Source organism: Chitinivorax tropicus (assembly GCF_014202905.1).
In the GTDB taxonomy this organism is placed as follows: Bacteria; Pseudomonadota; Gammaproteobacteria; order Burkholderiales; family SCOH01; genus Chitinivorax; species Chitinivorax tropicus.
In genome coordinates this window covers 117,847-143,907 of record NZ_JACHHY010000001.1, presented here as the reverse complement: position 1 = coordinate 143,907, position 26,061 = coordinate 117,847, and the positions used below count along the sequence as shown (strand labels likewise).

22 protein-coding genes are annotated in these 26,061 nt (G+C 56.8%); 10 read left to right on the top strand and 12 right to left on the bottom strand.

Going from position 1 to position 26,061, the window contains the following annotated elements; translation table 11 throughout:
* Nucleotides 1-26 precede the first annotated feature (26 nt).
* Nucleotides 27-422 carry a DUF445 domain-containing protein gene (locus HNQ59_RS00480; RefSeq protein WP_184033670.1) on the bottom strand — a complete coding sequence of 132 codons (396 nt, stop codon included), beginning with the start codon at nucleotides 420-422 and terminating at the stop codon, nucleotides 27-29.
* A 467-nt stretch (nucleotides 423-889) separates the two neighbouring features.
* On the opposite strand from HNQ59_RS00480, the gene HNQ59_RS00475 reads away from it, so the two are divergent.
* Both HNQ59_RS00475 and HNQ59_RS00470 read left to right on the top strand, forming a co-directional pair.
* Nucleotides 890-4,669, top strand: a complete 3,780-nt coding sequence (locus HNQ59_RS00475) for a response regulator (protein ID WP_184033667.1) — start codon at nucleotides 890-892, stop codon at nucleotides 4,667-4,669.
* Nucleotides 4,666-5,601, top strand: coding sequence for a diguanylate cyclase (locus tag HNQ59_RS00470; protein ID WP_343074187.1), 936 nt, complete (start codon nucleotides 4,666-4,668; stop codon nucleotides 5,599-5,601). Before HNQ59_RS00475 ends, HNQ59_RS00470 begins: the two co-directional genes overlap by 4 nt.
* Nucleotides 5,602-5,743: 142 nt before the next feature.
* On the opposite strand, the gene HNQ59_RS00465 is transcribed toward HNQ59_RS00470, so the two are convergent.
* The 8 genes from HNQ59_RS00465 to trxB form a co-directional block, all read right to left on the bottom strand.
* Entirely contained in the window at nucleotides 5,744-6,787 is a 1,044-nt protein-coding gene (locus HNQ59_RS00465) for a bifunctional UDP-4-keto-pentose/UDP-xylose synthase (protein ID WP_184033664.1), read from the bottom strand.
* Between the two features lie 19 nt (nucleotides 6,788-6,806).
* Nucleotides 6,807-7,733 (bottom strand): formyltransferase, encoded by a 927-nt coding sequence (locus tag HNQ59_RS00460; protein ID WP_184034110.1) that lies wholly within the window; start codon nucleotides 7,731-7,733, stop codon nucleotides 6,807-6,809.
* Nucleotides 7,730-8,674: a glycosyltransferase gene (locus HNQ59_RS00455; protein WP_184033661.1), complete on the bottom strand. Its 945-nt coding sequence runs from the start codon at nucleotides 8,672-8,674 to the stop codon at nucleotides 7,730-7,732. Before HNQ59_RS00455 ends, HNQ59_RS00460 begins: the two co-directional genes overlap by 4 nt.
* 243 nt (nucleotides 8,675-8,917) lie before the next feature.
* The gene (locus HNQ59_RS00450; protein ID WP_184033658.1) at nucleotides 8,918-10,042 is read right to left on the bottom strand and encodes a DegT/DnrJ/EryC1/StrS family aminotransferase; all 1,125 of its coding nucleotides are present in this window, start codon (nucleotides 10,040-10,042) and stop codon (nucleotides 8,918-8,920) included.
* A complete protein-coding gene (locus HNQ59_RS00445) occupies nucleotides 10,042-10,413 on the bottom strand; it encodes an SMR family transporter (RefSeq protein WP_184033655.1) in 372 nt (123 codons plus the stop codon). The genes HNQ59_RS00450 and HNQ59_RS00445 overlap by 1 nt, the downstream gene beginning before the upstream one ends.
* Entirely contained in the window at nucleotides 10,410-12,065 is a 1,656-nt protein-coding gene (locus HNQ59_RS00440) for a glycosyltransferase family 39 protein (RefSeq protein ID WP_184033652.1), read from the bottom strand. Before HNQ59_RS00440 ends, HNQ59_RS00445 begins: the two co-directional genes overlap by 4 nt.
* A 96-nt stretch (nucleotides 12,066-12,161) precedes the next feature.
* Nucleotides 12,162-12,821: a Smr/MutS family protein gene (locus HNQ59_RS00435; protein ID WP_246490789.1), complete on the bottom strand. Its 660-nt coding sequence runs from the start codon at nucleotides 12,819-12,821 to the stop codon at nucleotides 12,162-12,164.
* Nucleotides 12,822-13,015: 194 nt separating this feature from the next.
* Entirely contained in the window at nucleotides 13,016-13,969 is a 954-nt protein-coding gene (trxB, locus tag HNQ59_RS00430) for a thioredoxin-disulfide reductase (RefSeq protein ID WP_184033649.1), read from the bottom strand.
* Nucleotides 13,970-14,271: 302 nt separating this feature from the next.
* Between trxB and HNQ59_RS00425 the strand changes: the two genes are divergently transcribed.
* Nucleotides 14,272-15,207, top strand: coding sequence for a DUF805 domain-containing protein (locus HNQ59_RS00425; protein WP_184033647.1), 936 nt, complete (start codon nucleotides 14,272-14,274; stop codon nucleotides 15,205-15,207).
* 77 nt (nucleotides 15,208-15,284) lie between these two features.
* Here HNQ59_RS00425 and HNQ59_RS00420 read toward each other — a convergent pair whose 3' ends face one another.
* Nucleotides 15,285-16,304 carry a nucleoid-associated protein gene (locus HNQ59_RS00420; RefSeq protein ID WP_184033644.1) on the bottom strand — a complete coding sequence of 340 codons (1,020 nt, stop codon included), beginning with the start codon at nucleotides 16,302-16,304 and terminating at the stop codon, nucleotides 15,285-15,287.
* 121 nt (nucleotides 16,305-16,425) lie between these two features.
* Entirely contained in the window at nucleotides 16,426-16,905 is a 480-nt protein-coding gene (gene cadR, locus HNQ59_RS00415) for a Cd(II)/Pb(II)-responsive transcriptional regulator (protein WP_184033641.1), read from the bottom strand.
* A 307-nt stretch (nucleotides 16,906-17,212) separates the two neighbouring features.
* Here cadR and HNQ59_RS00410 point away from each other — a divergent pair, with 307 nt between their 5' ends.
* Together HNQ59_RS00410 and HNQ59_RS00405 are read left to right on the top strand one after the other, a co-directional pair.
* Nucleotides 17,213-19,486, top strand: a complete 2,274-nt coding sequence (locus HNQ59_RS00410) for a heavy metal translocating P-type ATPase (RefSeq protein ID WP_184034105.1) — start codon at nucleotides 17,213-17,215, stop codon at nucleotides 19,484-19,486.
* A gap of 135 nt (nucleotides 19,487-19,621) precedes the next feature.
* Complete coding sequence (locus HNQ59_RS00405) at nucleotides 19,622-20,536, top strand: ADP-ribosylglycohydrolase family protein (RefSeq protein ID WP_184033638.1); 915 nt, start codon at nucleotides 19,622-19,624, stop codon at nucleotides 20,534-20,536.
* A 64-nt stretch (nucleotides 20,537-20,600) separates the two neighbouring features.
* Here the strand turns inward: HNQ59_RS00405 and HNQ59_RS00400 are convergent, their stop codons facing one another.
* The gene (locus HNQ59_RS00400) at nucleotides 20,601-21,170 is read right to left on the bottom strand and encodes a DNA-3-methyladenine glycosylase I (RefSeq protein WP_184033635.1); all 570 of its coding nucleotides are present in this window, start codon (nucleotides 21,168-21,170) and stop codon (nucleotides 20,601-20,603) included.
* A 330-nt stretch (nucleotides 21,171-21,500) separates the two neighbouring features.
* Here HNQ59_RS00400 and HNQ59_RS00395 point away from each other — a divergent pair, with 330 nt between their 5' ends.
* The 5 genes from HNQ59_RS00395 (at nucleotide 21,501) to HNQ59_RS00375 (ending at nucleotide 25,989) form a co-directional block, all read left to right on the top strand.
* Nucleotides 21,501-22,199 (top strand): TerC family protein, encoded by a 699-nt coding sequence (locus HNQ59_RS00395; protein WP_184034103.1) that lies wholly within the window; start codon nucleotides 21,501-21,503, stop codon nucleotides 22,197-22,199.
* A 77-nt stretch (nucleotides 22,200-22,276) separates the two neighbouring features.
* Nucleotides 22,277-22,702: a universal stress protein gene (locus HNQ59_RS00390; protein ID WP_184033632.1), complete on the top strand. Its 426-nt coding sequence runs from the start codon at nucleotides 22,277-22,279 to the stop codon at nucleotides 22,700-22,702.
* Between the two features lie 358 nt (nucleotides 22,703-23,060).
* Nucleotides 23,061-23,864, top strand: coding sequence for a transporter substrate-binding domain-containing protein (locus tag HNQ59_RS00385; protein WP_184033629.1), 804 nt, complete (start codon nucleotides 23,061-23,063; stop codon nucleotides 23,862-23,864).
* A gap of 210 nt (nucleotides 23,865-24,074) precedes the next feature.
* The gene (locus tag HNQ59_RS00380) at nucleotides 24,075-24,710 is read left to right on the top strand and encodes a TetR/AcrR family transcriptional regulator (protein WP_184033626.1); all 636 of its coding nucleotides are present in this window, start codon (nucleotides 24,075-24,077) and stop codon (nucleotides 24,708-24,710) included.
* 157 nt (nucleotides 24,711-24,867) lie between these two features.
* Entirely contained in the window at nucleotides 24,868-25,989 is a 1,122-nt protein-coding gene (locus HNQ59_RS00375; protein WP_184033623.1) for an alkene reductase, read from the top strand.
* Nucleotides 25,990-26,061 lie beyond the last annotated feature (72 nt).

The window sequence follows — 26,061 nt, the reverse complement described above, 5'->3', positions numbered from 1 at the left end:
ATGGGAGGTGGCTACGCCAGTAGCGCCTAGACTCGGTGGTTCGGTGATCCTGCGTCCGTGGTCAAATGGGCAACTACAGTCGTCACCGCGTCGGACAAGGCGGGCGATGCCAGGATCTGTCTGGTGATGGTGTCGGCCATCTGGTAGAACGCCGGGTCGTTCAGCAATTGATCCCCCAGCTCATTCAGCAGCACCGCCTCAATGAAGGCTTTGATGCCTTTGTGCTTCCTGTCCGGGTCGTCATGTGTGACAGCTGCCAAGCTGCTCGAAACGCGTTGTTCGATCGAGCGGGACAAGGCTTGTGGTGGGCTGGAATTGGTGGCGCGGCGGGTGCGCTGGCGTGACTGATCTTCAACCAGCTGTTTTCTGATGATGGAAACAATCGCGGCAAGATTGCCCACAGAACTGATAGGCGTCGTCATGGTTGGCGGCGGATTACAACATAAGGTGGGAACAGGATAGCCTGCCACCCGGTCTGGCGCAATAAAAGGCGTTCGGACGGGGCTTGTTCGGGCTGATTGGGCGGCAGGTGGGCGCGAGCATCCTGATGCTGGCCCGCCGAGCCAAAGTGTGCGGCGAGCGCCCGAACACTATTCAGCGGGCCCGGTGGCCAGGGTGAGAAATCATCGCTTTGGGTTGATAAAACAGGCTCGATTGCCTCCTGAGGTGACTATACTGATATGCAATAGCACTATCGAAATTGGCTACGCATATATCTGAAGGCGCATTGGGGGGTTATACCATGGCTGTGTCGATTCAGTGTCTCACTCCAGTTGCTCACCCATGCAACCGCTGATGGGCAATTTCTGCCGATACATGCAAACGAGTGCATGTGTTGTGAGCTGCCGTCGTGTTTGCCTTGCCCGTCCATGATGAGCCGAGTCAGGGCGTGAATCCCCCACGTGCCATGGATATGTCACCGCCAATCCGCCTGGGGTTGGGGCGACGGATGCAGATTGCGTTTGCGCTGGCAGCAGCCATCACTGGTTTTCTGGCCATCAGCGCGCTTTGGATCTTCCGCGATGTCGATGCCTCGTTGCGGGTGTTGCAGGAGCAGAATCTGCCTGCTGAGCTGCATGTGGCGGAGCTCAATGCCTCCGCTCATGCACTATCTGCATCATTGGCCGCATTGGCTATGGCTGATCGGCCAACGGATAAAGTCCCGGCTCAGCAGCAGATCGATCAGCTGCTGACCACCATCGACCAGCAGATTGGGTTGGTGCTGACGTCTGAGCGTGAGGCCCGCATCCAGCTGGAACGGCTGATCCGGACAATGCGCTTGAACGCCAATAACACTCGTCAGTTGGTGGATGGGCGAGCGGATCTATACGTCAGGCGCCAGGTGAAATTGGATGCCATCGAGCAGGCGGCTGCCGTCATCCGCCAGCAATTGCTGGTCACCACGGGTAGCCCTGCCCAAATCATGCAGCTGAGTGGAGAGCTGGGTCAGTTGTCGGGCTTGCTGAGCGCGGCATCGCAGGCGCAGGATGAGCAACAGCTGGCGATGTATCATGATGCCTACACCCCCCACCTGCAACGCCTGCAATATCTGGTGCATTCATTGCCCGCCACGAGGCAGCAGGTCGTCCGTACGGCCTTGGCACCTTTTGAGGAAGCCATTGTGCCCGGAGATGGCCTGATCGCGTTGTATGGCCTCCGGCTGGGCCTGGACCGGATCACTTTGCAGCTATTGCAGGAGAATCAGCAGCTGACGCAGGAAATCAGCAGTCTGCTCACCCATGTGGCATCGGACAACCGACAGGATACGGTGGCCTTGCTGGATGACCGGCGATATGTGTTGCAGCGTGGCAGCGTCCAGTTTGGCGTGATATTGCTCGTGGCACTGGCTCTGTTTTTTTGGGTCGGGTATGTCTATGTCGGCAGGGTCATCATGCGGCTGGAGCGCTTGCAGCAAGGTGTGCAGGACATTGTGACGGGGCGCACCACTGGCAGCCTGGTGATGCAGGATGCCGAGGATGACGAGATTCTCGCCTTGTCCAATTCACTGGATCGGTTTCGTGACTTGATCCAGCAGTTGCGGGAACAGTCGGAAGGGTTGGCCAGGAGTGAAGCGAGGTTGTGGTCGATCTTCGAGGCTTCGCCTTTTCCATTGTGGATTTCCAATCTGGAAACCGGCTATCTGATCTATCTGGACCATCGCTTTGCCGAGCTTTTCAAGCTGGGGCAAGAGCGGGGCGGGAGCGGGTTGGATATCTCGCAGCTGTTCGCTGAGCGTGGTGCCTATGCTGAATTGCAATGTCTGATGAATACCCAGCACCGTATCAGCGATCGGGAGCTGCAATTGCGGGCTGTGGATGGCACATTGGTATGGGTAATGTTGTCCGCAGTGCGCATCCAGTACGCGGATCAGCAGGCTATCTTTGGCGCCTTGCAGGATATCTCTGGCCGAAAACAGGCTGAAGAGCAGCAACGACGGGCCAAGGAGTCTGCCGAGGCGGCCACGCGGGCCAAATCCGCTTTCCTCGCCAATATGAGCCACGAGTTGCGCACCCCTTTGGCAGCCATTCTCGGCTATGCGCATCTGATGCAACAGACTTCGCTGACGCAGCGTCAGCAGTCCTTGCAGCAAAAAGTCAGCGCCTCTGCGACCACCTTGCTGGAGCTGATCGACAGTATCCTCGATTTCTCCAAGATCGAAGCCGGCAGGTTGGAGCTGGAATCTGTGGATTTCAATCTGCAACAGGTGTTGGATCGTGTCGCCAGTATTGCCACGGTGCAGGCAGAGGCCAAGGGCCTGTCGCTGGTGATCGCTGTTGATCCGAGCGTGCCGATGGCGCTCAAGGGTGATCCTTTACGGCTGGGGCAGATCCTGCTCAATCTGGTCAATAACGCCATCAAGTTTACCCTGCGCGGCAAGGTGATGGTCACCGTGGTGCCTGGCGAATCGACTGATCAGCAGGTCGAGCTGCAATGTTGTGTCAAGGACACGGGGATCGGCATGTCCGAGGCGCAGATGGCTACGATCTTCCAATCATTCACCCAGGCCGACAGCTCCACCACTCGCCGTTTTGGTGGCACAGGCCTTGGCCTGGCCATCTGCCGCGAGCTGATCCACAAGATGGAGGGGGAGATCGATGTCAGCAGTTTGCTGGGGCAGGGCACCTTGTTCAGTTTCAATGTCTGGCTGCAACGCGCCACACTGCAAAGTGCCGCCAGCGATGACGGGCATGGTCTGCACGGCTTGACTGCGATGGTGGTGGACCACAATGTCGCCACCGGGCGGGAGCTGGCTGACTGGCTGTCGGGCTGGGGGATGAAGGTCCGCCATGTCAGCAGCGGTGAGATTGCCTTGCAGTTGTTGCTGGCGGCGCAGGAGTCCATTGCGCTATCACCGGTCGATCTGGTTCTGATCGAGCAGTCGCTCCCGGCCTTGGATGGAGTGGATACTGCTCGTAAGCTGGCCCAGCAGATGCGGAGTGGTCGGCTGGTGTGCCCGAAAGTCATGCTGTTGGTCAGCAACCCGCTGGCTGCCAATGCGGGCAACCCAGAGGGGGTGGATGCCACGCTGCAAAAGCCGGTGGGGCAGGCCGAGCTTCAGTCCATGGTCATGCAAGTGTTGGGGCAGCTGTCGTCCAGGCCGGTTTCACCACCTTGTCGGGCTACGCTACGTGCGGAGCTGCGCGGCATGCGTATTCTGGTGGTGGAGGACAATGACATCCTGTGCGAATTTGAAGTGGATCTGCTGTCCTCGATGGGGGTGCTACCCATTGTGGCGGTCAATGGTAAGCAGGCGGTGGATCTGCTCGCTGACCCGGAAACCCACGTCGATGCGGTGTTGATGGATGTACAAATGCCGATCATGGATGGGCTGGCGGCGACGCGCCTGATCCGTCGCCTACCCGGACGCGAACAACTTCCCATCATCGCGATGACAGCACATGCCATTGACACCGAGAAGCAGCGTTGCTTCGACGCTGGGATGAATGACCATATCTCCAAGCCTATCGACCCTGATCGCCTGGCCGGGGCGCTGGTGCATGCCGTCTACCCCAGCGTGGCGGCAGGCTCGGTACCGATGCCTACCCACCTGCCCGATGTGCCCGATCTGCCAGGGTTGGATCTCAATGCCGCGTTGCAACGCCTGGGTGGCAAGGTTGCCTTTTTGCGCCGCATGTTGAACCGTTTTAGAACCGGATATCCGGATGCGGCACATCGTTTGCGCGAGCTATCGGATTCAGTGCAGTATGACGAAGCACGTCGATACGCCCACTCGCTAAAAGGATTGGCGGGCACGCTGGGCGCCACCCAGGTGGCCGAATTGGCGTCGATGATCGAGCCGAAGATGGCGCAGCATTCGTCAGATGGCATGGATCAGTTGTTGATAGATTTGGCCGCCGAGCTGGATGTCGTGTTGAACAGCATCGACAGCTGGTTGCCACCCCGTAGCGAGATGCCGGTGAAGAGCGATCATGCGCTGGACGGGCGCGATGATGCCGCACCACAGCTCAATGAGCTGGACGCGTTGCTGCGTGTGCGGTCGATCAGCGCACGGCGGCGGTTCCAAGAGTTGCAGGCCCTTGTCGCCGCTGTGGATGAAAGTGTGGCAATCGATATGGGCACCGCTCTGGAGAGCTTGGACTTTCCGGAGGCCCAGCGCCTGCTGGGTCGTATCCTGGCCTATTATGCAGAAAGGAATCCATCGTCGTGATCGGGCAGCCGACCATTCTCATCGTGGATGACGAGCCGGCAAATGTCGAGGTTCTGGCGGGCTCGCTTGAAGAGCTGTATGAGGTGCAGTTTGCCCTGAGTGGCCAAGAGGCCCTGGCCCGGGCACGGCTATCCCCCTTACCGGATCTCATCTTGCTGGACGTGTTGATGCCAGAGATGGATGGGTTTGCCATCTGCCGACTGCTGAAGGTAGATCGGCGTACCGTGGACATCCCGGTCATCTTTGTGACAGCGCTGGCCAACCCGGATGAAGAGGCTCGTGGCTTCGATTGCGGGGCCGTCGATTTCATCAGCAAACCATTCAACAGTGTGGTGGTACGAGCCAGGGTACGTAATCATCTGGAGATCAAGCGCAATCGTGAGCTATTACAGCGGCTGGCCATCACCGATGGCCTGACCGGACTGGCCAATCGGCGTCATTTCGAAGATGCCTTGTCACATGAGGTCAATCGTCAGCGCCGGCGGCGGGGGGACTTGTCATTGGTGTTGATCGATGTCGATTTCTTCAAGCAGTACAACGACCACTATGGCCATCCTGCGGGTGATATGGTGTTGCGATCTCTCGCAGATGCCTTGGTGGCGACATTGCAGCGCCCAGCCGATCTGATTGCCCGCATCGGTGGTGAGGAGTTCGCCTGCCTATTGCCCGAAACCGAGATGGAAGGCGCGATGGCGGTTGCAGAGCGTATCCGTAGCAGTGTGGAAGCATTGGCGATGCCCCATGCGTGTTCGCAGGCGTCGTCTTGTGTCACGGTCAGTATCGGCGTGGCTCATGTCGATAGTGGCGAGCCCGATGCGGGCCATGCATTGTACAAATTGGCCGATGCCCAGCTGTATAAGGCGAAAAAACGGGGGCGGAACCAAGTGGTGGGCATGGAGCCAGTCAACTCTGAGCCCACTCAGAGTGGTTGAGCAGCATGTCCGGCTAGGTGCTGGGTGCGGGGTGGATCTGCGGGTGTCGGCGTTGTCCCACCAGCATGGTGGCGGTGCATGGTTTTGGCAAAGAAAAAGGCAACCCGCCGTGGGTTGCCTTGGTGAGCTGACTGACGAAGGATCAATCAACCAAGCGGCGTGCTTCAGCAACTTGATTGCGATAGGCGTCGAAAATGTAACGCAACGCTTCCTTCATGCTGAACTGAGGCTTCCAGTCCAGGTCTTGCATGGTGTTGTCGATCTTCGGCACGCGGTTCTGCACATCTTGGTAACCTTTGCCGTAGTAGTCACCGGAGCTGACTTCCACCAGATTGACATTGAGGGCTGAGTCGCGGTATTCGGGATAGGTCAGGGCCAACTCCAGCATCATCTCCGCCAGCTCGCGTACCGAGAAATTGTTGCTGGGGTTGCCGATGTTGTAGATCTTACCGGAGGCGCGGCCATCCTTGTTCTCGATGATTTTCATCAGCGCGTTGATGCCATCGTTGATGTAGGTGAAGGCACGTTTCTGCTCCCCCCCATCCACCAACTTGATGTCCTCGCCGCGCACGATATGACCCAGGAACTGGGTGATCACCCGTGAGCTGCCTTCTTTTTGCGTGTGGATGCTGTCGAGACCGGCGCCGATCCAGTTGAACGGGCGGAACAGAGTGAAATCGAGTTCGTCACGCGAGCCGTAAGCATAGATGACGCGGTCCATCAGCTGCTTGGAGCAGGCGTAGATCCAGCGCTGCTTTTCGATCGGGCCATAGATCAGCTCGGATTCGTAGGGGTCGAACTGGCTGTCGTGGCACATGCCGTACACTTCCGAGGTGGACGGGAACAGAATGCGTTTGCGGTATTTCACGCACTGACGGACGATCGGCAGGTTGGCTTCGAAATCCAGCTCGAAGACGCGCAACGGGTCTTTGACATAGGTCGCCGGGGTGGCGATGGCAACCAGCGGCAATACCACGTCACATTTCTTGACGTGATATTCGATCCATTCCTTGTTGATGGTGATGTCGCCTTCGAAGAAGTGGAAGCGGGGGTTGCCAAGCAGATCCGTAATCCGATCGGTGTGCATGTCCATACCGTACACCTCCCAGTTGGTGGTGTCGATGATGCGCTTGGACAAGTGGTGGCCAATGAAGCCATTCACGCCGAGAATCAGGATTTTCTTCATGATGTGGTCCTAAAGTAGTTCAGGCAAGCGACAGCGGTGAGGTGCCGAAGCGTTGTACGAAGCCGGTTGCATCCAGTGCATGACCGGCAAGTTCCAATTCGACGATGCGGAGGATACTGCCATCGCCACATTTCGCAAAGATCTTGCTATGTTCCGTATATAAGCACTTTTCCGGCCTGTCTTGTGCGTGAAGGTCGGTCACCTGCGTCTGCAGGATGCGGGCCGGCAGGCCATGGATGATCGTGTGCGCACCAGGGTAGGGTGGGGCCACGGCGCGAACCAGGTTGTGGATCTGGCGGGCGGAGCTGTGCCAGTCGATACGACCGTCTTCGGCCTTGCGCCCGCCGAAATACGCTCCTTGTGCGAGATCCTGTTGTGTCAGGGTGGCCGTGCCGGCCAGCAAGGCTGGCAGGCAGCGATACAAGGTAAGCTCTGCGGCTACGGTCACCTTGTTGAATACCTCGTGTGCGGTATCGTCAGGCAGGATCGGCACCGCCGTCTGATCAACGATGGCGCCGTTGTCCGGTTTTTCATTCATCACATGCAAGGTGGCACCAGTCTCGGTTTCCCCGTGGATGATGGCCCAATTGACTGGAACGCGACCTCGGTACTTCGGCAATAACGAGCCGTGCATGTTATAGGCGCCTTGGCTTGCGGTGGCCAACAGCGGTGCCTTCAACATGTGCCGGTAATAAAATGAAAACAACCAGTCGGCCCGCGCTGCTTTGACTCGCTCCAGCACTGCGTCTGTGTTCGGGTCGGCAGGCTTGATGACCGGAATGCCATGCAGGGCGGCCAGTTCGGCCACGCTGTCGAACCAGATGGTTTCGTTTGGATTGTCTTCATGCGTCACCACCAGCGCCACCTCAACACCCCGCGCCAGCAACACGCTCAAGCAGCGGACGCCGACATTGTGATAGGCAAAGACGACAGCACGTGCCATCAGGCTTCCTCCCGCTTCTGTTCCAGCACCGCCTGCACGATGTAACGTGGCCGGTCGCGTACTTCGTGGTAGATCCGGCCAATGTATTCACCCAATAGGCCAATGCCGAACAGCGCGATGCCGATCAGGAAAAAAGCCACCCCGAACAGGGTAAACAGGCCGCCTTCTTCGGGGCCGACGATGATCCGTCGGATCGCCAACCACGCAACCAACAGGCCAGATAGCAGAGAAACTGCCATGCCCAGCATGGAGAACATCTGCAGCGGCACGATCGAGAAGCCAGTCATCAGGTCGAAATTCAAGCGGATCAGGCTATAGAGCGAGTACTTCGACTCACCTGCCGCCCGTTCCTCGTGGCCGACCACCACTTCGGTGGGCTTGCTGGCAAAGGTATAGGCCAGGGCTGGGATGAAGGTATTCATCTCGCTGCAGAGATTGATGGCATCGATGATGTGGCGATGGTAAGCGCGCAGCATGCAGCCCTGATCGGTCATCTTGATGCGGGTGATACGCTCCCGCAGCTGATTCATGGCTTTGGATGCAATATGCCGCCATGTGCTGTCATTGCGCTGTCGGCGGATCGAGCCGACATAGTCGTAGCCTTCATCCATCTTGCTGAGCAGCGTGGCAATGTCTTCGGGCGGGTTTTGCAGGTCGGCATCCAATGTCACGACATATTCGCCACGGGAATGGGCAAAACCCGCCAGAATCGCACGGTGCTGGCCAAAATTGCCATTGAACAGAATCACCCGGGTCACATCGGGCCGTTTCTGGAATTGTTCACGCAAGATGGCGGGGGAACGATCCCTGCTGCCATCATTGACAAATATCAGCTCATATGGACGATGTAGCGCATCCAGAGCGGGGTAGAGCCGGTCGAACAGAGCTTGTAGCCCCGCTTCCTCGTTATAGACCGGCACAACGACGGTAACTTGCGGCGTCATATGATTGTTGGTTTCGCCTGTTGATGGTTAAAGACAAACAGTTTGCATGCCAGGACTGAGCCGCGTATTGCTGGATCAAGACCACCGTTTGGCCATGACAGGCCTGCCCACAGACGGCGCAATGCAAACTGGACGAAAGCCCAGACTGTGATGCCTGCTGACTTGATCAGAGCGTCTGACCGAATCACCGTTCCATCACAGCCTGGGCATTATTTTACGACTGTGCTGCGTGTCAGACCGATATCAGCGGCGATGGGCCGATACGATCTCACTGATGGCTTTGCACACCCGCTCGACATCATGGCACTCCATGGCCGGGAACAGCGGTAACGTTACCGTTTCACGGCCTGTCTTTTCAGCATGGGGGAAGTCGCCTTCTTTCCAGCCCAGGCTGCGATAGAGTGTGAACAGATGCATGGCCGGATAGTGAACGCCAATTCCAATGCCCTTGGCATGCATGGCCTGGATGAAATCCCCTCGTCCGATGGTCAGGTCGGACAGTGGCAACTGGATCTGGAACATATGCCAGTTGCTGTTTTCCATGTCGTCCAATGGCAGTCCAAGGCCAAGGGAGCGGTCCAGTGTAGCGAAGTAATGTTGCGCCAGCATTTTGCGCTTGGCGTTGAATGCGTCGATCTGCTGCAACTGATGCAGGCCGATCACGGCGGCGACATCAGTCAGGTTGTACTTGCCACCGGCCACATCGACATCCATATTGCCATCTGGGAAGCGCACCACACCTTGCAGGCGCAGTTTCTCAAATAGCGGAATCTGCGACTCATCGTTCAACACCAGGCAGCCACCCTCGGTGGTGGTCATGTTTTTGTTGGCGTGGAAACTGATGGAGATCAGGTCGCCAAAGCTGCCGATTCGCTTGCCCCGCCAGCTGCTGCCCATCGATTGGGCCGCGTCTTCGATGACGCGCAGGCCATGACGATCAGCAATGGCATACAAGCGATCCCGATCCACCGGCAAACCAGCCAGATCCACCGGCATGATGGCCTTGGTGGCGGGCGTGATGGCTGCCTCGATTTGTTCCAGGTCGATATTACGGGTGACAGGGTCGATATCGACAAACACTGGCTTGGCGCCAAGGTTCAATATGACATTGCCGGTGGCAACCCAGGACAGAGGCGTGGTGATGACTTCATCACCTGGCTGGAGGCCGATCAGTCGTAATGCAACCTCCATGCCGCCGGTTGCTGAATTGAGCACCCTGACGGGGCGCCCACCAAAATATTCACTCAATGCGGCTTCAAAGGCTTTCACCTTGGGGCCGCTGGTAATCCAACCTGAACGCAACACATCACCAACTGCAGTGATGGTGGCTTCGTCCAGGGTCGGGCGGGTAAAGGGTAGAAATTCCATCAGCTTCTCGCAACCAGGCAAACGCCCACAATAATCACACCGATACCGACAACACGCATCATCGATACCGCTTCACCAAACAGCCACCAAGCAGCCAGCGCATTGACCACATAACCGATCGACAGCATCGGGTAGGCTATGCTGACCTCCACCCGTGACAAGGCAAGAATCCACACCACCACGCTCACCGCATAGCAGGACAGGCCGCCGAAGATATAAGGGTTGGTGGCAAGTTTCCAGCCGATCGGCAGGATATTGGCAGGGTGGAATTCGAAATGGCCAATGGTATTGGCCCCGGCTTTCAACAACAACTGTGCGACTGCGTTGAGCAGCACGCCAGACAGGATCAAGGAGAATTCAGTCAGTTTCACGGTTTGCTCACCACAATCCGGCGGGTATCCCTCGCCAGGACTTTCATAGGTAGGCCGGTCTGAGCGACGATCTCTTCATAGCGGCCTGGGGTCATCAGGGCATAGGCTTCGGGCAGGCTTTGCCAAAGGGCCTGGAATGTCGCATCCTGCGGAATGGCCTTGTGCGGCTCCTGCTGGATGCCTAGCGCCATTTCGTCGGTATAGTTCACCAAGGTCATCGTCCGCTTCAAATAGAAGGTCAGGGTCTGATCGTAAGTGTTGACCGAGAAGAAAGGCACATTGGGCTTGATCTTACCCTTCAGTTGTTGGGCAAAATGATATGAGGAGTTGGAGGGTGCCAGCTCATTGTGTCCGTTCAGGATCAGTGATGCGACAATGGCACCGGTCATACCTATGGCAACCAGGCTGTCCAAGGCTTGGTTTTTCCTGGCCAGCCGCCAAGCCATGACGAAACCGATCACACCCGTGACCGCACCCGCTTGTATCCAAGTGGCATAGGCCATGATCAGCGAAGCGGGCGTCTCTTCACTGCCAAATTCCTGCACATGTGGCAGCGCGATCAGGAACACGCACATCGGCACAGAGAGCAACGCCAGCCAGCCGGCGTGGCGGGCGATTTGCGCGGGAGTCTGCCGTGCCAGATGATCCCCCATCAACAGTGCGACAGCAGGAAACATCGGCAATATGTAAGCCGGCAGTTTGGATTTGGAAATGCTGAAAAAGATGAAAATGAATGCTGACCAGATCAATAACATCCATTTGGGCTGGAAGGTCTGCTGCGGCGTTTTTGTCTTGGCCTGCCACAAGCTGCTGCCAAGCCAGCTCGCCCAAGGGGTGATGCCCAGTATCAATAGCGGAATGAAATACCAGATTGCACCATCCCGGCGCGCATTGTCCGTGGCAAAACGCTGGAAGTGCTCGTGAATGAAGAAGAATTGCAGGAATTCCGGGTTACGCTGAGATACCAGCACGAACCAGGGCAGCACGATCAAGGCAAATAATGCAAGGCCCGGAAGCCAGTGCATCCTGGCAAGCAACGACCATTGCCGGGTAAGCAGCATGTACAGGATCAGCGCCATGCCCGGGATGACCAGGCCGATCAGGCCCTTCGACAGCATGGCGCCTGCCATGGCAAACCACACCACCATCATCCAGTTGCGCTGACTGCGGGGGCTTGCCTGGTCACGGTGTGCCATCAGGAAGCCGATCAACGCCAGCTCCAGAAACAGCGACACGCCCATGTCGAGGGTGTTGATATGGCCCAGCGCCAGATAATAGAGGCTGCCGCCCAGCACCAACCCGGTAATCAGTCCGGCCCGTCTGCCGAACAGCACACTGCCGGCGTAGACCGCGAGCAGGATGCCAATGAAGCCGGATAGCCCGGTCCACAGGCGGGCAGTCCATTCCGTTTCGCCAAAGATCTCATAGGCCAGAGCGGTGGCCCAGTATTGCATTGGCGGCTTTTCAAAATATTTCAGGTCATTCAGGCGAGGGGTGACCCAATCTCCACTGACCACCATTTCCCGGGAGATTTCGGCGTAACGCCCTTCGTCCGGCTTGACCAGCTTGCGGAAATCCAGCTGGCCGAACCAAAGCGCGGCGAATAAGATCAGCAGCGCAGCCCAGCTACGTTTTGAGGTGGATTCGAACACGATTTGACAATGCTGAGGGGCAAAAGGCGGCATTCTAACATCTTACGCGAATGGTTCGCTGATCGTCGTTGAAATAGATGCAGGGCCGGGATCGGCTTATTTCGGGCCTCGCAGCAATACGATCAATGCGCCGCAATCGCCGTCCACCCGTCGTGCCTGACAAAATGCCAGAACTTCATCACGTTGGACCAGCCAGCCCGGCACCTTGGCGCGCAGCACCGATTCCCGATTGCGTGATCCAAGCCCCTTGCCATGGATGATCCGCACACAACGTTTATTGTCACGTCGGCATAGATACAGGAATTGTGCGATTTCGAAGCGGGCCTCATCCACAACCAGACCATGCAGGTCGATCTGGGCATCGACCACCCAATGTCCTCGGCGGAGCTTTTTCAATGTATCGCGACGCATGCCGGGCCGGACGAACGCGGGCTCATTGCCTGTCTCCGGACCGAATTCCCATTCGCTCCAGTCACTTAGGCTGTCGATGAGCACCTGCTGCTCATCCAGCTGCAGCTGGCGGGCAATTGGCTTGGGCTTGGCGGGGTACAACTCGACTCTGCGCTGGTCCTGAAGCGGAAGTACGCCCTTCATGGCCGCTTCGAAGGCCTGCTGATCCAATTGCGTCGGATCTGGCTGCGCAGGCCGGGGAGGGGCCTTGGGTTGGGTCAGGGTTTTGCGCAGGGCTTTCAGCCGCGCCACTGTATCGTCATCCATGGTTGGCCCGGTGATTGATGAGGTTGCCTGAGCACGCATTTTATCACCTGTTCGAGGCTGCTGGCCGTGGGTCAGTACCGGGGGCGCAATGAAAACGGCATGTCGAATCGACATGCCGTCGTGGCGTGGACTTTGCAGGTCTGGTGGGCGGCACCTGCTTTGGTCATCAGCCATGAAGCCGATCTGCTGTGCCCAAACACGGCTGATCGGTCATGCCATCCTGAAGGGGCGGGTCATTTCTCCAGTGCTGCGAGGTATTTGTCCGCATCGAGTGCGGCCTGGCAGCCTGATGCCGCGCTGGTCACTGCTTGGCGGTAGATATGATCCTGCACGTCGCCTGCGGCGAATATGCCGGGGATGCTGGTTGCCGTGGCGTTGCCATTGCGGCCACCCTTGGTGATGATATAGCCATTCTCCATCTCCAGCTGGCCGGTGAAGATGTCGGTATTGGGCTTGTGGCCGATGGCGATGAAGCACCCCATCAATGCCAGCTCTTTGGTGCTGCCGTCAGCGGTCGATTTGATGCGGACACCCGTCACGCCACTGGCGTCCCCCAGCACCTCATCCAGCGTCTGGTTGAGCTCCAGCGTGATTTTGCCAGCAGACACTTTCTCCATCAGGTGATCAACCAGGATCTTCTCAGCGCGGAAGGTATCGCGGCGATGGATCAGGGTGACGTGGCTGGCGATGTTCGCCAGGTACAGGGCTTCTTCCACAGCGGTGTTGCCCCCGCCGATCACGCATACCTGCTGATTGCGATAGAAAAAGCCATCGCAGGTGGCGCAGCCGGATACGCCTTTACCCATGAATGCCTGTTCGGAATCCAGTCCCAGATACTGGGCTGAGGCGCCAGTGGCAATGATCAGCGCATCGCAGGTGTACTCACCGCTGTCACCGATCAGGCGGATCGGCTTTTCATTCAACTTGGTGGTGTGGATGTGATCAAAAATCATCTCCGTGCCAAAGCGCTCAGCATGCTGCAGGAAGCGTTGCATCAGCTCCGGGCCTTGCACGCCTGTGGCGTCGGCGGGCCAGTTGTCCACATCTGTCGTGGTCATGAGCTGGCCACCTTGCGCCAGGCCGGTGATCAAAACAGGCTTGAGATTGGCGCGGGCTGCGTAGACAGCAGCGGTATAGCCGGCAGGCCCGGAACCCAGAATCAACAAGCGGGAATGTTTGGCAGTCATGATGAACACATCCTTGGTCTTTAATCGAGGTCATTCATTTTATCAACAACCGCGTCATTCCTCCGATTTTGTCACATTTTATTTTGTTCATTTTTGTCATAGCATTTGACTATCGAGTAGGTCAGTCGATCAATGTGGTGAATGCAAGGCTGGCCCTTGTATTTGTTGGGGTGCATGCAGTGTGGGTGTAAACGATGTTTGAGCGCTGGCCCTTTGATGGCTGAGGGTGAATATTTGCAAGGAATTGATATGCTATGATCCGCGCCTTTGTATGAAGTCGTTGTATTTCAATTGGGGCATAAATGGCAGATCGAGTGGATTTGGCCTTGGCGGGTTTTGCCCTGCCTGGATATGAAGTCGAGCAGGTTGCAGTCAACCTGGCACGCCTGTTGAAAATCTCACAGGCACATGCATCTGCATTGTTGCAGGGGCAAGTGACTGTCATCAAACAAGGTCTGGATGAGCAGCAGGTGCCCAGCTATCGGGCTGCTCTCGAACGAGCCGGCGCGATGGTTCAGATTCTCCCGCAGATGGCCTCAGCTTCCGCTCGGGATGTGCAGCCAGCGGTCACGACCAAACCGGTACAGGTATCGACTGGGGAGGGAAGTGTGACGGATCGAGGTCCGTTGATGACCTGCCCGGCCTGCCAGCTGGAGCAGCCCCGTCGTGCGGCGTGTCGTGGCTGTGGGGCAGATGTCGAGAAAGCCAAAGCTGTTCTTGCGCAAAAAGCGCGGATGGCAAGGCTGGGCGAAACCACCGCTTGGCGACCACCTTCAGCCAGCTTGGTGGAAGATGCACAGGATGAGTCCTCCCCCGCACCACGATTTTTCTCTCTGTCATTTGAGGGGCGCTTGGATCGGGTGCACTATCTCACTTATTTATTGGGGGCGACTTGCCTCTTGATGGCTGGCATGCTGCCAGTGCTTGGCACGGGTAGTTCGCCAGGTTCGCTGGGGGTGTCTTGGGTGTTGGTGGGGGCGATCATTCTCTTCATCATGAATATCCGCTATGCCGTGCTCCGCCTACATGACATCGGGCGTCATGGCAATTGGGCCCTTTTGCTGTGGGTGCCAATTGTGCAGCTGATGTTGTTGGTGGTGCTGATGTTGATGCCTGGCGAGGAGGGCGGCAACGCATATGGCTACCAGAATGAGCCTGCACCCGTCTGGATGAAAGTCATCGCCTGCGTATTCGGGCTGATGCTGTTGTTGACATATTTCGAAGCGGGCACCAAGTGACCCTTGGCAAAAGACCGCCACATACATGGAATGCGTCATGAGTATGGCAAGCCACCTGATGGCTTGCCGTACTGCTTTCAAACAGGGCGTCTTGCCAATTTCAGCGTGACGGTGATGCTGTCAGTGTCGCTGTCTTCATCTTTATCGATCGAGTCGATCTGATACTTGTCCTGAAAGACCAACTCCAGCCCTGCCATGACCCGGATCTTGCGGCTGCCTTTACGGACAGCCTCTGTCAGTTTCTCAGTCGGGACTTCGATCGTGTCCGGCAAGGCAATCTGATCGCGAGCCTCGGTCTTGGCAATGACCTCTGCCACCACTTCCGGGGCGATGAACCCAGCGGAGATCTGCTTGAGATCTTCGATCTTCAATGCGCCGTCGTTGATAGCCTGTTCGGTCAGCGCCCGATTGTATTCAAGCACCTGGGCGGGTTCTTCGATCTCGTGGGTCACCTGCTTGACCAATTGTGTCAGTGATTTCAGGCATGCCTTCTCGGTGGGCTTCTTCTTGACCTTCAAGAAAGACTCCAGCCAATACTTGGTCTTGCTGCTGAGTTTGTCCACTGCAAACACGGTATAGCTCTCATCCAGTATCAGCGCGCCTTTCTGCACCATACCCAGGCTGATGCCGCGATCACCATGCAGACTGAATCCGCCATCGATTTCCTCAACCGACAGATAAGGCTCGCGAATCTCGGATTTGAAAATGCCGATTGCTTGACGTGGCTCGCCATCATGCTGCAAACCGCTGAAGCGCACCACCAGTAAATCCCCCGCGCTGACGTTGGGGTGCAGCGACTGGGCGTACAGATGTTTGGCCAGGCTTTCCGATGCGCTGCGGAATTGATCCGGGTCGGCAAAAATGGCCTTGCAGAAATGGAACACCTCGTTCAATTCAAGGTCGGACTCATGGAAAAACACATAGCCGTCACCGCCGCCTTTGACAACGCTGGCCAGATAGTGATGGACCAGCAGCTCTTTGACGCCGCCGTCATCGGTGGCCTCGACGGTGGATAGGCGGTAGCCTTCATCGCGGGCTTTGTTACCGATCTGGTGGATGATGATGTTTTCGACGGTTGCGGCTTGGATATTGATCATGATCTGGGTGTGGAATCGGCCCCGGCAGGAGGGCGGGGCGCAAGGCAAAACACGGATTGTAACCAGCCCGATACACTTTGCACAGCCGCGTGTCAGCCGCCACCGGCGGGCAGGTTGATCTTCATGGTTTGTGTGGCTGCGCTGGGCGGTGACCATGTACCCCAGCGGTATGGGAGCAATGCTCGTGATCATTGGTTCTGTCAAATCGCTCCGGCTCCTCCAGACCTTTGATGATGCCGCATTCGCGGGTGGCCTGGTTGCGCTGGCATTGTTGGCGCAGGGTGATCAATTGCTCCTGCAAGTGCTGCAATTCCTGGATGCGGGCGGTAACATGGCCGATGTGGTGGTCGATCAAGGCGTTGACTTCCTGGCAATTGTCATTGGGGTGATCGCGATAATTCAATATTGCCCGGATCTCCTCCTGCGTCATGTCCAGCAGGCGGCAGTTGCGGATCAAGCGCAGGCGCTCCACCAGTGATGCATCGAAGTCGCGGTAGTTGCCATCTGTGCGGCGGGAGGGGGGCAGCAACCCTTCCTTTTCGTAATAGCGGATGGTTTCGACTGTGCAGTCGGCCAGTTTGGCCAATTCGCCTATTTTCATGATGCAAGTCCGATCAGGGGTTGACTCTATAGTAGCTTCAGGGTGTCCAATGGACAACCTGACCAAACGATAACGATAAGGTTGCATCATGGCAGATCGACATGATCATTCGACACCCCACCAACATGCACATGAGGGGTGCGCAACAGACCAGCCACGCAAGGTCGCCACCACCAGACACTACCGAGGCGTGACATCATCCCACGTCCACCATGATGGCGCTCACTGCTGTGGCGGGCATGATGCGGCCCCCGCAGCGGCAGTGTCGGCGCCAGAGGGGCAGTGGGTGCGGTTTCGCATCGCAGCCATGGACTGCCCTACCGAGGAGGCTTTGATCCGGCAACATCTGAGTGCGATGGCAGGGGTATTGCAGTTGGAGTTCAATCTGATACAGCGGGTGTTGTCGGTGCGCCATTCGTTGCGGGATGTCGCACAGCTGCAGCTGGCTGTGGCTGAGCTGGGCATGCAGGCCGAGCCATTGAATGACCTCATCCACACCCGCTTTCATATCGCCCAGATGGACTGCCCGACCGAAGAGACGTTGATCCGCCAGCGACTCGGGCGGCTTGCGAGTGTGCAGGGGATGCACTTCAATCTGGTGCAGCGGGTGCTGACCGTGGCGCATCAGGACGACCAGCAGGCTCATATCATTTCGGCCATTGCCGAGCTGGGCTTTACGGCCATCGTGCAGACCGAGCAGTCTGCTGTGCCCGCAGCGGAGCAACCCAAGCCCTGGTGGCCGTTGGCGGTATCCGGTGTTGCGGCCTTGTCCGCCGAGCTGGCGCACTGGTTTGCCATCGGTGGCGAATGGTTGCCGGCCATGTTCGCCGTGGTGGCCGTGGTAGGCGCAGGGCTGGACACCTATCGCAAAGGCTGGATTGCCATCAAGCATCGCAACTTGAATATCAACGCCTTGATGAGCATTGCCGTCACGGGCGCCTTGTTGATCGGCCAGTGGCCGGAAGCAGCAATGGTGATGTTCCTGTTTGCCGTGGCCGAACGCATTGAGGCTAAATCGCTGGACCGCGCCCGACAGGCCATTCGAGGGCTGCTGGCCTTGACGCCGACACAAGCGTTGGTTCAGCGACCAGATGGCGAATGGCACCGACAACCTGCGGAACAGATTCAGGCGGGGCAGATCGTGCGGGTGGCGCCTGGGGAGCGTATTGCACTGGATGGGATCGTGACCAGCGGTCAATCAACCGTGGATCAGGCACCCATCACAGGCGAAAGCCTGCCAGTCGAAAAGCAGGCCGGTGATATGGTGTTCGGCGGCACCATCAACCAAGCGGGCTCATTCGATTTCCGGGTGACGGCGGCGGCGAGTAACAGCATGTTGGCGCGGATCATCGAGGCCGTCGAGGCGGCACAAGGTGCGCGCGCGCCAACTCAACGTTTTGTCGATCAGTTCGCCAGGGTCTATACCCCAGTGGTCTTCGCCATTGCCTTACTGGTGGCGGTCTTGCCGCCCTTGTGGCTGGGTGGCGGATGGTTTGATTGGGTGTACCGGGCGCTGGTCTTGCTGGTGATTGCCTGTCCATGTGCCTTGGTCATCTCAACGCCGGTCACCATCGTCAGTGGTCTGGCTGCTGCTGCCCGGCACGGTATTTTGATCAAAGGCGGACAGCATCTGGAAACCGGTCGGCATCTGAGCTGGCTGGCCTTGGATAAAACCGGTACCTTGACACGAGGCCGGCCAGCCCAGACTGATGTCGTGGCGTGGGCAAAGGGTGATCTGGCCGCCTATCGGCAGATTGCCGCCAGTCTGGCCAGCCGGTCCGATCACCCGGTATCACAAGCCATCGCCAGACAGGCGCAGGCTGACCGGATTACGCCTTTACCGGTTGAATCGTTTGAAGCCCTGCCTGGGCGGGGTGTCAAGGCCAGCCTGGATGGCCAGCGCTACCACCTTGGCAATCACCATCTGGTGGAAACACTCGGGATCTGCTCAGCCGCACTGGAGGCCAAGCTCGACGAGCTGGAGCAGCAAGGCAAGACCGTCGTGTTGCTGTGCGGCACTACGGGGGTGCTGGCACTGTTCGCCGTGGCGGATACTGTGAAGGAAACCAGCCGAGAGGCAATTGCCCAACTGCATGCGCTGGGTGTCAAAACCATGATGTTGACCGGTGACAACCCGCACACCGCTGCAGTGATCGGTAGGCAAGTCGGTATCGATGATGTCCGTGGCAATCAATTGCCCATCGATAAGCAACAAGCGATCCAGGCCCTGCGCGCACAAGGGCAGCAAGTGGGCATGGTCGGGGATGGCATCAACGATGCGCCAGCATTGGCCGAGGCGCAGATCGGCTTCGCCATGGGCGCAGCCGGCACGGATACGGCCATCGAGACCGCTGATGTGGCGTTGATGGATGACGACCTACGCAAGATCCCACGCTTCATCCGTCTGTCTCAACAAACAGCGGTCGTGCTCAAGCAGAACATCGCCTTGGCGCTGGGTATCAAAACAGTGTTTCTGGCGCTGACACTGCTGGGGCAGGGCTCCATGTGGATGGCCGTGTTTGCCGACATGGGCGCCAGCCTGTTGGTGGTATTCAATGGCCTGCGCCTGTTGCGCCAATAGCCCCGCCTTGCTGATTTGACTTGTAGGTTTGATATATGAGTGGCACTTCATCAGGGTATGGGTGATGTAAAAGCATTATTTTGTGGGCAAAGCAGTCAAAGGGGTGGGGTAACATTGGAAGGAATATGGTGGTGTATGGAAAACCAATTGGAAAAAGAGAATCGTGCGCGCGGTTGTTTGCTAGGGCTGGCAATTGGTGATGCTCTGGGAACGACTGTTGAATTCTGTGAGCGTGGTACTTTTGAGCCGGTAACTGATATGGTGGGCGGTGGTCCATTTGACCTGGATGCAGGGAAATGGACCGATGACACATCAATGGCATTGTGCCTTGCAGAAAGTCTGATCCGTAAACAAGGTATAGATCTTGCTGATCAGATGAATCGGTATTGCAACTGGATGAATTTTGGTTACCTGAGCAGCACAGGGGTTTGTTTTGATGTAGGTATGACAGTTGCAGCGGCCTTGCAGCGTTACATTGCGACAGGGAATCCTTTGCAGGGTTCACCAGACCCTAGATCTGCTGGCAATGGTGCATTGATGCGTCTTGCACCAGTGCCAATATTTTACCGGGATGATCTACCCAATTTGTTGAAAGCTGCCGCAGATTGCACCCGCACCACACACGGAGCTGAAGAATGCATCGAAGCCAGTCAGTTGTTTGCCGGTCAGCTTTGGCTGGCTTTGAAGGGAGCTGATAAAGATGCTGTGCTATTTGGGGTGCCGCACACTTACTATACCCCGGCCATTTCCAGAATCGCACGAGGTGATTGGCAATATAAAGCAGAGTCGGAAGTAAGGGGCAGTGGCTATGTGGTAGAAAGCCTCGAGGCAGCGCTATGGTGCTTCTTCCACACTGATTCGTTCTCAGCCGCCGTGCTGAAAGCCGTGAACCTGGGAGAAGATGCCGACACCACAGCAGCCATTTGCGGCCAGCTTGCCGGTGCCTTCTATGGAGAGGCGGCCATCCCTGAAGCTTGGCGTGAACGATTGCACTTGGGCGCGGAGATTGCAGCGGTGGCAGAACGGTTGTCCTCTGTTGTTGGCGAATAACTTTATTACGCGAACCAATGCCTTCTGCCACTGCGATCCAATATATCTGAGGGTGAAAGCACCATCACCTATTGGATGGATGGCAATGGCAGTTGAGGGTGTGGTCGTTGACCATCCCCGTTGCCTGCATGAATGCGTAGCAGATCGTGCTGCCGACGAATTTGAATCCACGCTTGGCGAGGTCTTTGCTCATCGCGTCGGATTCGATCGTCTTTGCGGGGACTTCCTTGAGTGATGACCAGGTGTTCACCCGGGGTTGTCCACCGATGAATTGCCAGATATAGGCATCGAAACTGCCGAACTGCGCCTGTACCGTTAAAAAGGCTTGGGCGTTGGCAATGGAGGCGGCGACTTTCAGTCGGTTCCGGACGATGCCTGGGTCTGCAAGCAGGGCGGCTTGTTTTGCTTCGTCATAGCGGGCAATTCTTTCTGCATCGAACTGATCATAGACGGTCCGATAGTGTGCCCGTTTGTTGAGAATCGTAATCCACGACAGCCCCGCTTGGGCGCCTTCCAGAATCAGATACTCGAACAATGTCCGATCATCATGGACAGGTATGCCCCATTCTTCGTCATGGTAGCGCTGATATAGCACGCTGTCGTTGACCCAGTCGCATCGCTTGATGGTGTCCATTCTCAAAGTCATCCCGCCTAGTCAAATTGGAAAAGTGTATCGCAATCCCCGCTGGGCGGGCGTTGTAACCGATTTGATCAGTAAATGGGCGGTGTTGTTCAATATATGCGGAATTGCATTGTCAGCGTCATGGTGGTCGGCAGCTATCTGCTTCAAAAGGGAAAATGGCGGGATTCATTGCGTATGCCTTGAATTCTTCTATCACGGTTGCGTGCCGGGCAGGTTAAAATGCGACCCCACATGACCGAAGTGGTCATGACCGTGTATTGTCAGGCTGGTTGATGCCAACACGCCAGCCTGATTGATTTGAGAGGGAAGTGTTTGAATATGATGGATATCACCTCGCCACAGTTCTGGATGGCGTTGTTGCAGATCGTGGCCATTGACGTTGTATTGGGCGGGGATAATGCCGTCGTGATTGCGTTGGCTTGTCGTAAGCTTCCGGATGAATTGCGCAGAAAGGGTATTTTCTGGGGGGTGTTCGGTGCCATTTTGCTGCGCGTCGTCCTGATTTTCTTTGCCATCACGCTGTTGCAGATCCCTTATCTCAAGCTGGCTGGGGCAGCCATGCTGTTGTGGATCGGTGTCAAATTGCTTCAGCCGGAGCCTGAAGACGGTGGCCATGAGATCGATGGTGGCACGACACTGTTCAGCGCGATCAAGACTATCATCATCGCTGATGCCGTCATGAGCCTGGACAATGTGATCGCGATTGCCGGCGCCTCGAACGACAGCATGGGTCTGATTGTATTTGGCTTGGCATTGAGCGTGCCCATCATCGTATGGGGCAGCAAGCTGGTCATGAAGCTGATGGACCGCTTTCCTGTCGTGGTGGTGTTGGGCGGTGCATTACTGGGCTGGATCGCCGGTGACATGGTGGCGACGGATGTGGCATTCAAATCCTTGATCCACGATGCCTCGCCCTTATGGAAATGGGTGCTGTGTGGAACGGGTGCCGCGTTGGTGGTGGTGATCGGTAAATGGCTGGCCGCCCGTACCCTCAAATCACAAGGCAAGGTCGCTGCTTGACTGACAAGACGGCCAGTCGTTTGGGTGTATCGGCACAATTGGCCAGAAACCCCCGATTCATGTATAGGTAATTGACAATGCATAAAATTCTAGTGGCGGTCGATGGGTCAGCCAGTGCCTTGAGAGCGCTGGATGCCATTTTGGCCCGTGTGGCAGACTTGAAAAGCGGTGCAGAGCTGCATCTGGTGAATGTGCAATACCCCTTGCACGGCGAGGTGGCCAGTTTCATCGATGCCGCCCAAATCAAACAATATCACCAGGAGGAAGGCGACCGAGCACTTGCCGAGGCTGTGCAGAAGGTGGCCGCCGCCGGCGTGCCTTATGTCGCCAAGGTGCGGGTGGGCCGCCCCGAGCAATCCTTGCTTGAATATGTGAAGGAGCAAGGCTGTAGCGAGATGGTGTTGGGCGCGCAAGGGGTTGGCTCATTCAGCAGCATGCTGATGGGCTCGGTGGCCACCAAGATTTTGCATGTCAGCCCCTGCCCTGTGCTATTGGTCCGCTAAAGGGTGAGCCGTGGCTGCATCAGCGCAGGATGACAGCTTATCTGCGCGCATTCAGTCCATCGAGGTTGCCTTTGGGTGACGTATAGCCCAATTAACGATTTCTGCAGCATCTAATAATTACAGCTCGACAATCACAAGATACACAGCCTGTTTTGGCTACATGAAATAGAGGCGAAAGCGAAGGAAACAGGTGGGGTAGGTGCCGGAGAGCGCCGCTCCATACATGGCGGTACCAACAGAAGCAATTGGCTGCATGAATGGATGCCGGACAAGCCACAGTTCAGTGTGGGGGTCGTTCTTGCTTGTTGTTTTGCCACATCCGATTGGCCAATTGCCGATTTCATGTTTTGGAGAGTCAATGAAGAAGCGCTATGGTGTCATGTTGTTGGGGATGTTGCTTGCTGGTGCGGTACAAGCCGGTGATTGGGAAAAGATAGAAAAGAAGGGTGAGATCGTCATTGGGGTGCGGGATAGTTCTCCACCGTTTGGTTTTTTCGACAAGGGGCGGGGCACTGTCTGGGGCTATGATGTTGAATTCGGACAACATATTGCACAGAAGCTGGGTTTGAAGCCGGTGTTCAAGACGGTTGACCCAGCAGATCGGATCAATGTACTGAAAGATGGGCGTGTCGATCTGGTATTGGCGACCCTGGCAAAGACAGCAGAGCGCATGCGCGAGATCGAATTCAGCCTGGGCTACTTCCTGGCTACTCAGAAACTGCTGGTGAAGAAAAAAGTCGGGTTCAAGGATGTCGCTCAGCTCGACAGCCTATCGGTCTGCGTGCCGGCGGGCTCATCCAACGCCCAGTATCTGCGCCGCTTGTCGGCCTCGGTGAAAATCGACAGCTCGCAGCCCGATACGGCAGAGGTGTTCAAAGCCATCGGTGAGGGGCGTTGCGAAGCCACATGTGGCAGTGAAGGCTCGTTGCTGCGGAATCTGTCCAAATTGCCGAATAAGGCGGATTTCGAAGTGCCTGATGTGCCATTGGAAGTAGAAGTCTACGCAGTAGGCATGCGAAAAGGTGACAAGAAGTTGGTCGAGCAGGTCAATACGGCATTGCTGGATCTGGAGAAGTCGGGCGAGGCGGCTGCGATCTATGACCGTTACTTCGGGCCTGCGTCACCTGTGCCGGTCGCACGGACTTTCAAAATCACCAAGTAAGCGTGGCGGGCGCAGCATGGAAACACGTGCGTAATGCATCTGTTTTCATGCTGTCGGCACCTGGCGTGCAGCACATTTTCGGCGGGCGATATTTTTATAGACGACCGGTCTAGTTGGTGGTAAAGTGTTCACTGGAAAGTGCAAAATGGCCTTGAGTCGCGATAGCGAGCAAGCTGTCGTGCGGTTTGTTGTTTATTGGTAGGGCGTGTGATGAGAACCCAGTATGCGGATACCCGCGATCATATTCTAAGCGTTGGCGAATCGATCATCCTGGGGAAAGGCTTTGCAGCAGTCGGGCTGTCTGAGATCCTGACCTCGGCAGAAGTGCCGAAAGGTTCGTTTTATCATTATTTCAAATCCAAAGAGCAATTTGGGGTGGCACTGTTGCAGCGGTATTTTGACGAATACAGCCAGCAAGTCGCCCGATTGCTGAATGATGAGCAGCTGCCAGCAGCAGAGCGTTTGATGCGCTATTGGCATGCGTGGTTTGCAAAACTGCATCACTGCAAGGGGGATGCGCAGTGCCTCGCCGTCAAGTTGGCGGGCGAGGTGTCCGACCTGTCAGAGCCGATGCGAGAAGCATTGCGCTTGGGCATGGAAAGCGTCATCCACCATATCGGGTGCTGTATCCAGGCAGGGCAGCAGGATGGCTCGATACCTGTTTCACAGCCTGCTCATCAGTTGGCCCATGTGCTGTATCAGTTATGGCTGGGGGCCAGTCTGCTGGCCAAGGTGCAGAAGGACTGCCAGGGCGCCAGTCAGGCTTTGCTGGCAACCCGCCAATTGCTTGGGCGGATGGATATGGATGTCAGGGTCTGGGAGGCACCTGCATGCCAAACCAACTGACGACCACCAGATCGTAGAATCAAATCAGACTGTGCCTGCGCTTGGTGGCTAGGCCGGTCTGGATCATTGCGGTGTCATGAATCATGAGTAAGTTGGCAGTCTTGCCATTTTTTTAAAATCACAAAATAGACGACTGGTCTAATATTTGAGGTGAAACATGAAACAATCTGTCCTGTTCTCTCCGATCCGCGTTGGTGCCGTGACACTGGCCAATCGCATCATCATGGCACCCTTGACCCGCTCGCGTGCTGGCCAGCCTGGTGATGTTCCGCGTGCGCTGAATGTGGAATATTACCGGCAACGCGCCAGTGCTGGTCTGATCATCACCGAAGCTACCCAGATTTCCCAGCAAGGCCAGGGCTATGCCTGGACGCCAGGCATCTATACCGACGCCCAGCAAGCAGGATGGCAATCCGTGGTCGAAGCGGCGCATGGCGCAGGTGGCAAGATTGCCATGCAGTTGTGGCACGTCGGTCGGATCTCACATCATCTGTTGCAACCAGGGCAGGCGCAACCTGTTGCGCCATCAGCCATTCAGGCACCCAACAGCATGAGCTTTGTGGTTCTGCCGGATGGCACCCCGGCAAACGTTCCATGCGATCTACCCAGAGCCTTATCGACGGAGGAGATCGGACATATCGTTAAGCAATACGCCGATTCGACACGCCGATCCAAACAAGCGGGCTTCGACTTGGTAGAAATCCACGCGGCCAATGGCTATCTGCTCAATCAGTTCCTGGCAACCGGCACCAATCAGCGACAAGATCAGTATGGGGGCACCATCGAAAACCGTGCTCGCTTCCTGCTGGAAGTGGTGGATGCGGCCATTGCGGAAATGGGGGCTGATCGGATCGGGGTGCGTTTGTCGCCATGGGGGCTATTTGGTGACATCGACGATACCGAGCCTGCTGAAATGGCCTTGTATCTTGCAGATCAACTCAATCAGCGCAAGATTGCCTACCTGCATTTCAATGAGCCCACCTGGACCAATGGGCCGAATTACCCCGCAGGCTTCCGCGAGTCGATCCGGCAGGCTTTCCAAGGCGTGATTCTCTACTGTGGCGGGTATCAGGCGGATTCCGCAGACAAACTGGTCAGCGCTGGCGTAGCCGATGGCGTGGCCTTTGGGCGCCTGTATATCGCCAACCCGGATCTGGTTGCGCGTTTTGCCGCCGGGGCGGTATTGAATGAACCCGATGCCAGTACCTTCTATGGTGGTGAGGAACAGGGCTATACCGATTACCCATTCCTGACCAGCCAGGCCGCTGCCACGGTCTGATTGTCGGGCTTGTTGCCTGTGGCGTGGGGGATTTTGTCAACCATGCCGATAGGCTATATGAAAACGCCTCGC

Excerpts from the sequence above, each read along its gene's own strand:
- HNQ59_RS00375 (WP_184033623.1), top strand. The coding sequence starts at position 24,868 with ATGAAACAATCTGTCCTGTTCTCTCCGATCCGCGTTGGTGCCGTGACA.
- HNQ59_RS00465 (WP_184033664.1), bottom strand. The coding sequence starts at position 6,787 with ATGAAGAAAATCCTGATTCTCGGCGTGAATGGCTTCATTGGCCACCAC.
- HNQ59_RS00390 (WP_184033632.1), top strand. The coding sequence starts at position 22,277 with ATGCATAAAATTCTAGTGGCGGTCGATGGGTCAGCCAGTGCCTTGAGA.
- HNQ59_RS00450 (WP_184033658.1), bottom strand. The coding sequence starts at position 10,042 with ATGGAATTTCTACCCTTTACCCGCCCGACCCTGGACGAAGCCACCATC.
- HNQ59_RS00405 (WP_184033638.1), top strand. The coding sequence starts at position 19,622 with ATGGAAAACCAATTGGAAAAAGAGAATCGTGCGCGCGGTTGTTTGCTA.
- trxB (WP_184033649.1), bottom strand. The coding sequence starts at position 13,969 with ATGACTGCCAAACATTCCCGCTTGTTGATTCTGGGTTCCGGGCCTGCC.
- HNQ59_RS00455 (WP_184033661.1), bottom strand. The coding sequence starts at position 8,674 with ATGACGCCGCAAGTTACCGTCGTTGTGCCGGTCTATAACGAGGAAGCG.
- HNQ59_RS00435 (WP_246490789.1), bottom strand. The coding sequence starts at position 12,821 with ATGCGTGCTCAGGCAACCTCATCAATCACCGGGCCAACCATGGATGAC.
- HNQ59_RS00380 (WP_184033626.1), top strand. The coding sequence starts at position 24,075 with ATGAGAACCCAGTATGCGGATACCCGCGATCATATTCTAAGCGTTGGC.
- HNQ59_RS00385 (WP_184033629.1), top strand. The coding sequence starts at position 23,061 with ATGAAGAAGCGCTATGGTGTCATGTTGTTGGGGATGTTGCTTGCTGGT.
- HNQ59_RS00410 (WP_184034105.1), top strand. The coding sequence starts at position 17,213 with ATGGACTGCCCTACCGAGGAGGCTTTGATCCGGCAACATCTGAGTGCG.
- HNQ59_RS00395 (WP_184034103.1), top strand. The coding sequence starts at position 21,501 with ATGGATATCACCTCGCCACAGTTCTGGATGGCGTTGTTGCAGATCGTG.
- HNQ59_RS00420 (WP_184033644.1), bottom strand. The coding sequence starts at position 16,304 with ATGATCAATATCCAAGCCGCAACCGTCGAAAACATCATCATCCACCAG.
- HNQ59_RS00425 (WP_184033647.1), top strand. The coding sequence starts at position 14,272 with ATGGCAGATCGAGTGGATTTGGCCTTGGCGGGTTTTGCCCTGCCTGGA.
- HNQ59_RS00480 (WP_184033670.1), bottom strand. The coding sequence starts at position 422 with ATGACGACGCCTATCAGTTCTGTGGGCAATCTTGCCGCGATTGTTTCC.
- cadR (WP_184033641.1), bottom strand. The coding sequence starts at position 16,905 with ATGAAAATAGGCGAATTGGCCAAACTGGCCGACTGCACAGTCGAAACC.
- HNQ59_RS00400 (WP_184033635.1), bottom strand. The coding sequence starts at position 21,170 with ATGGACACCATCAAGCGATGCGACTGGGTCAACGACAGCGTGCTATAT.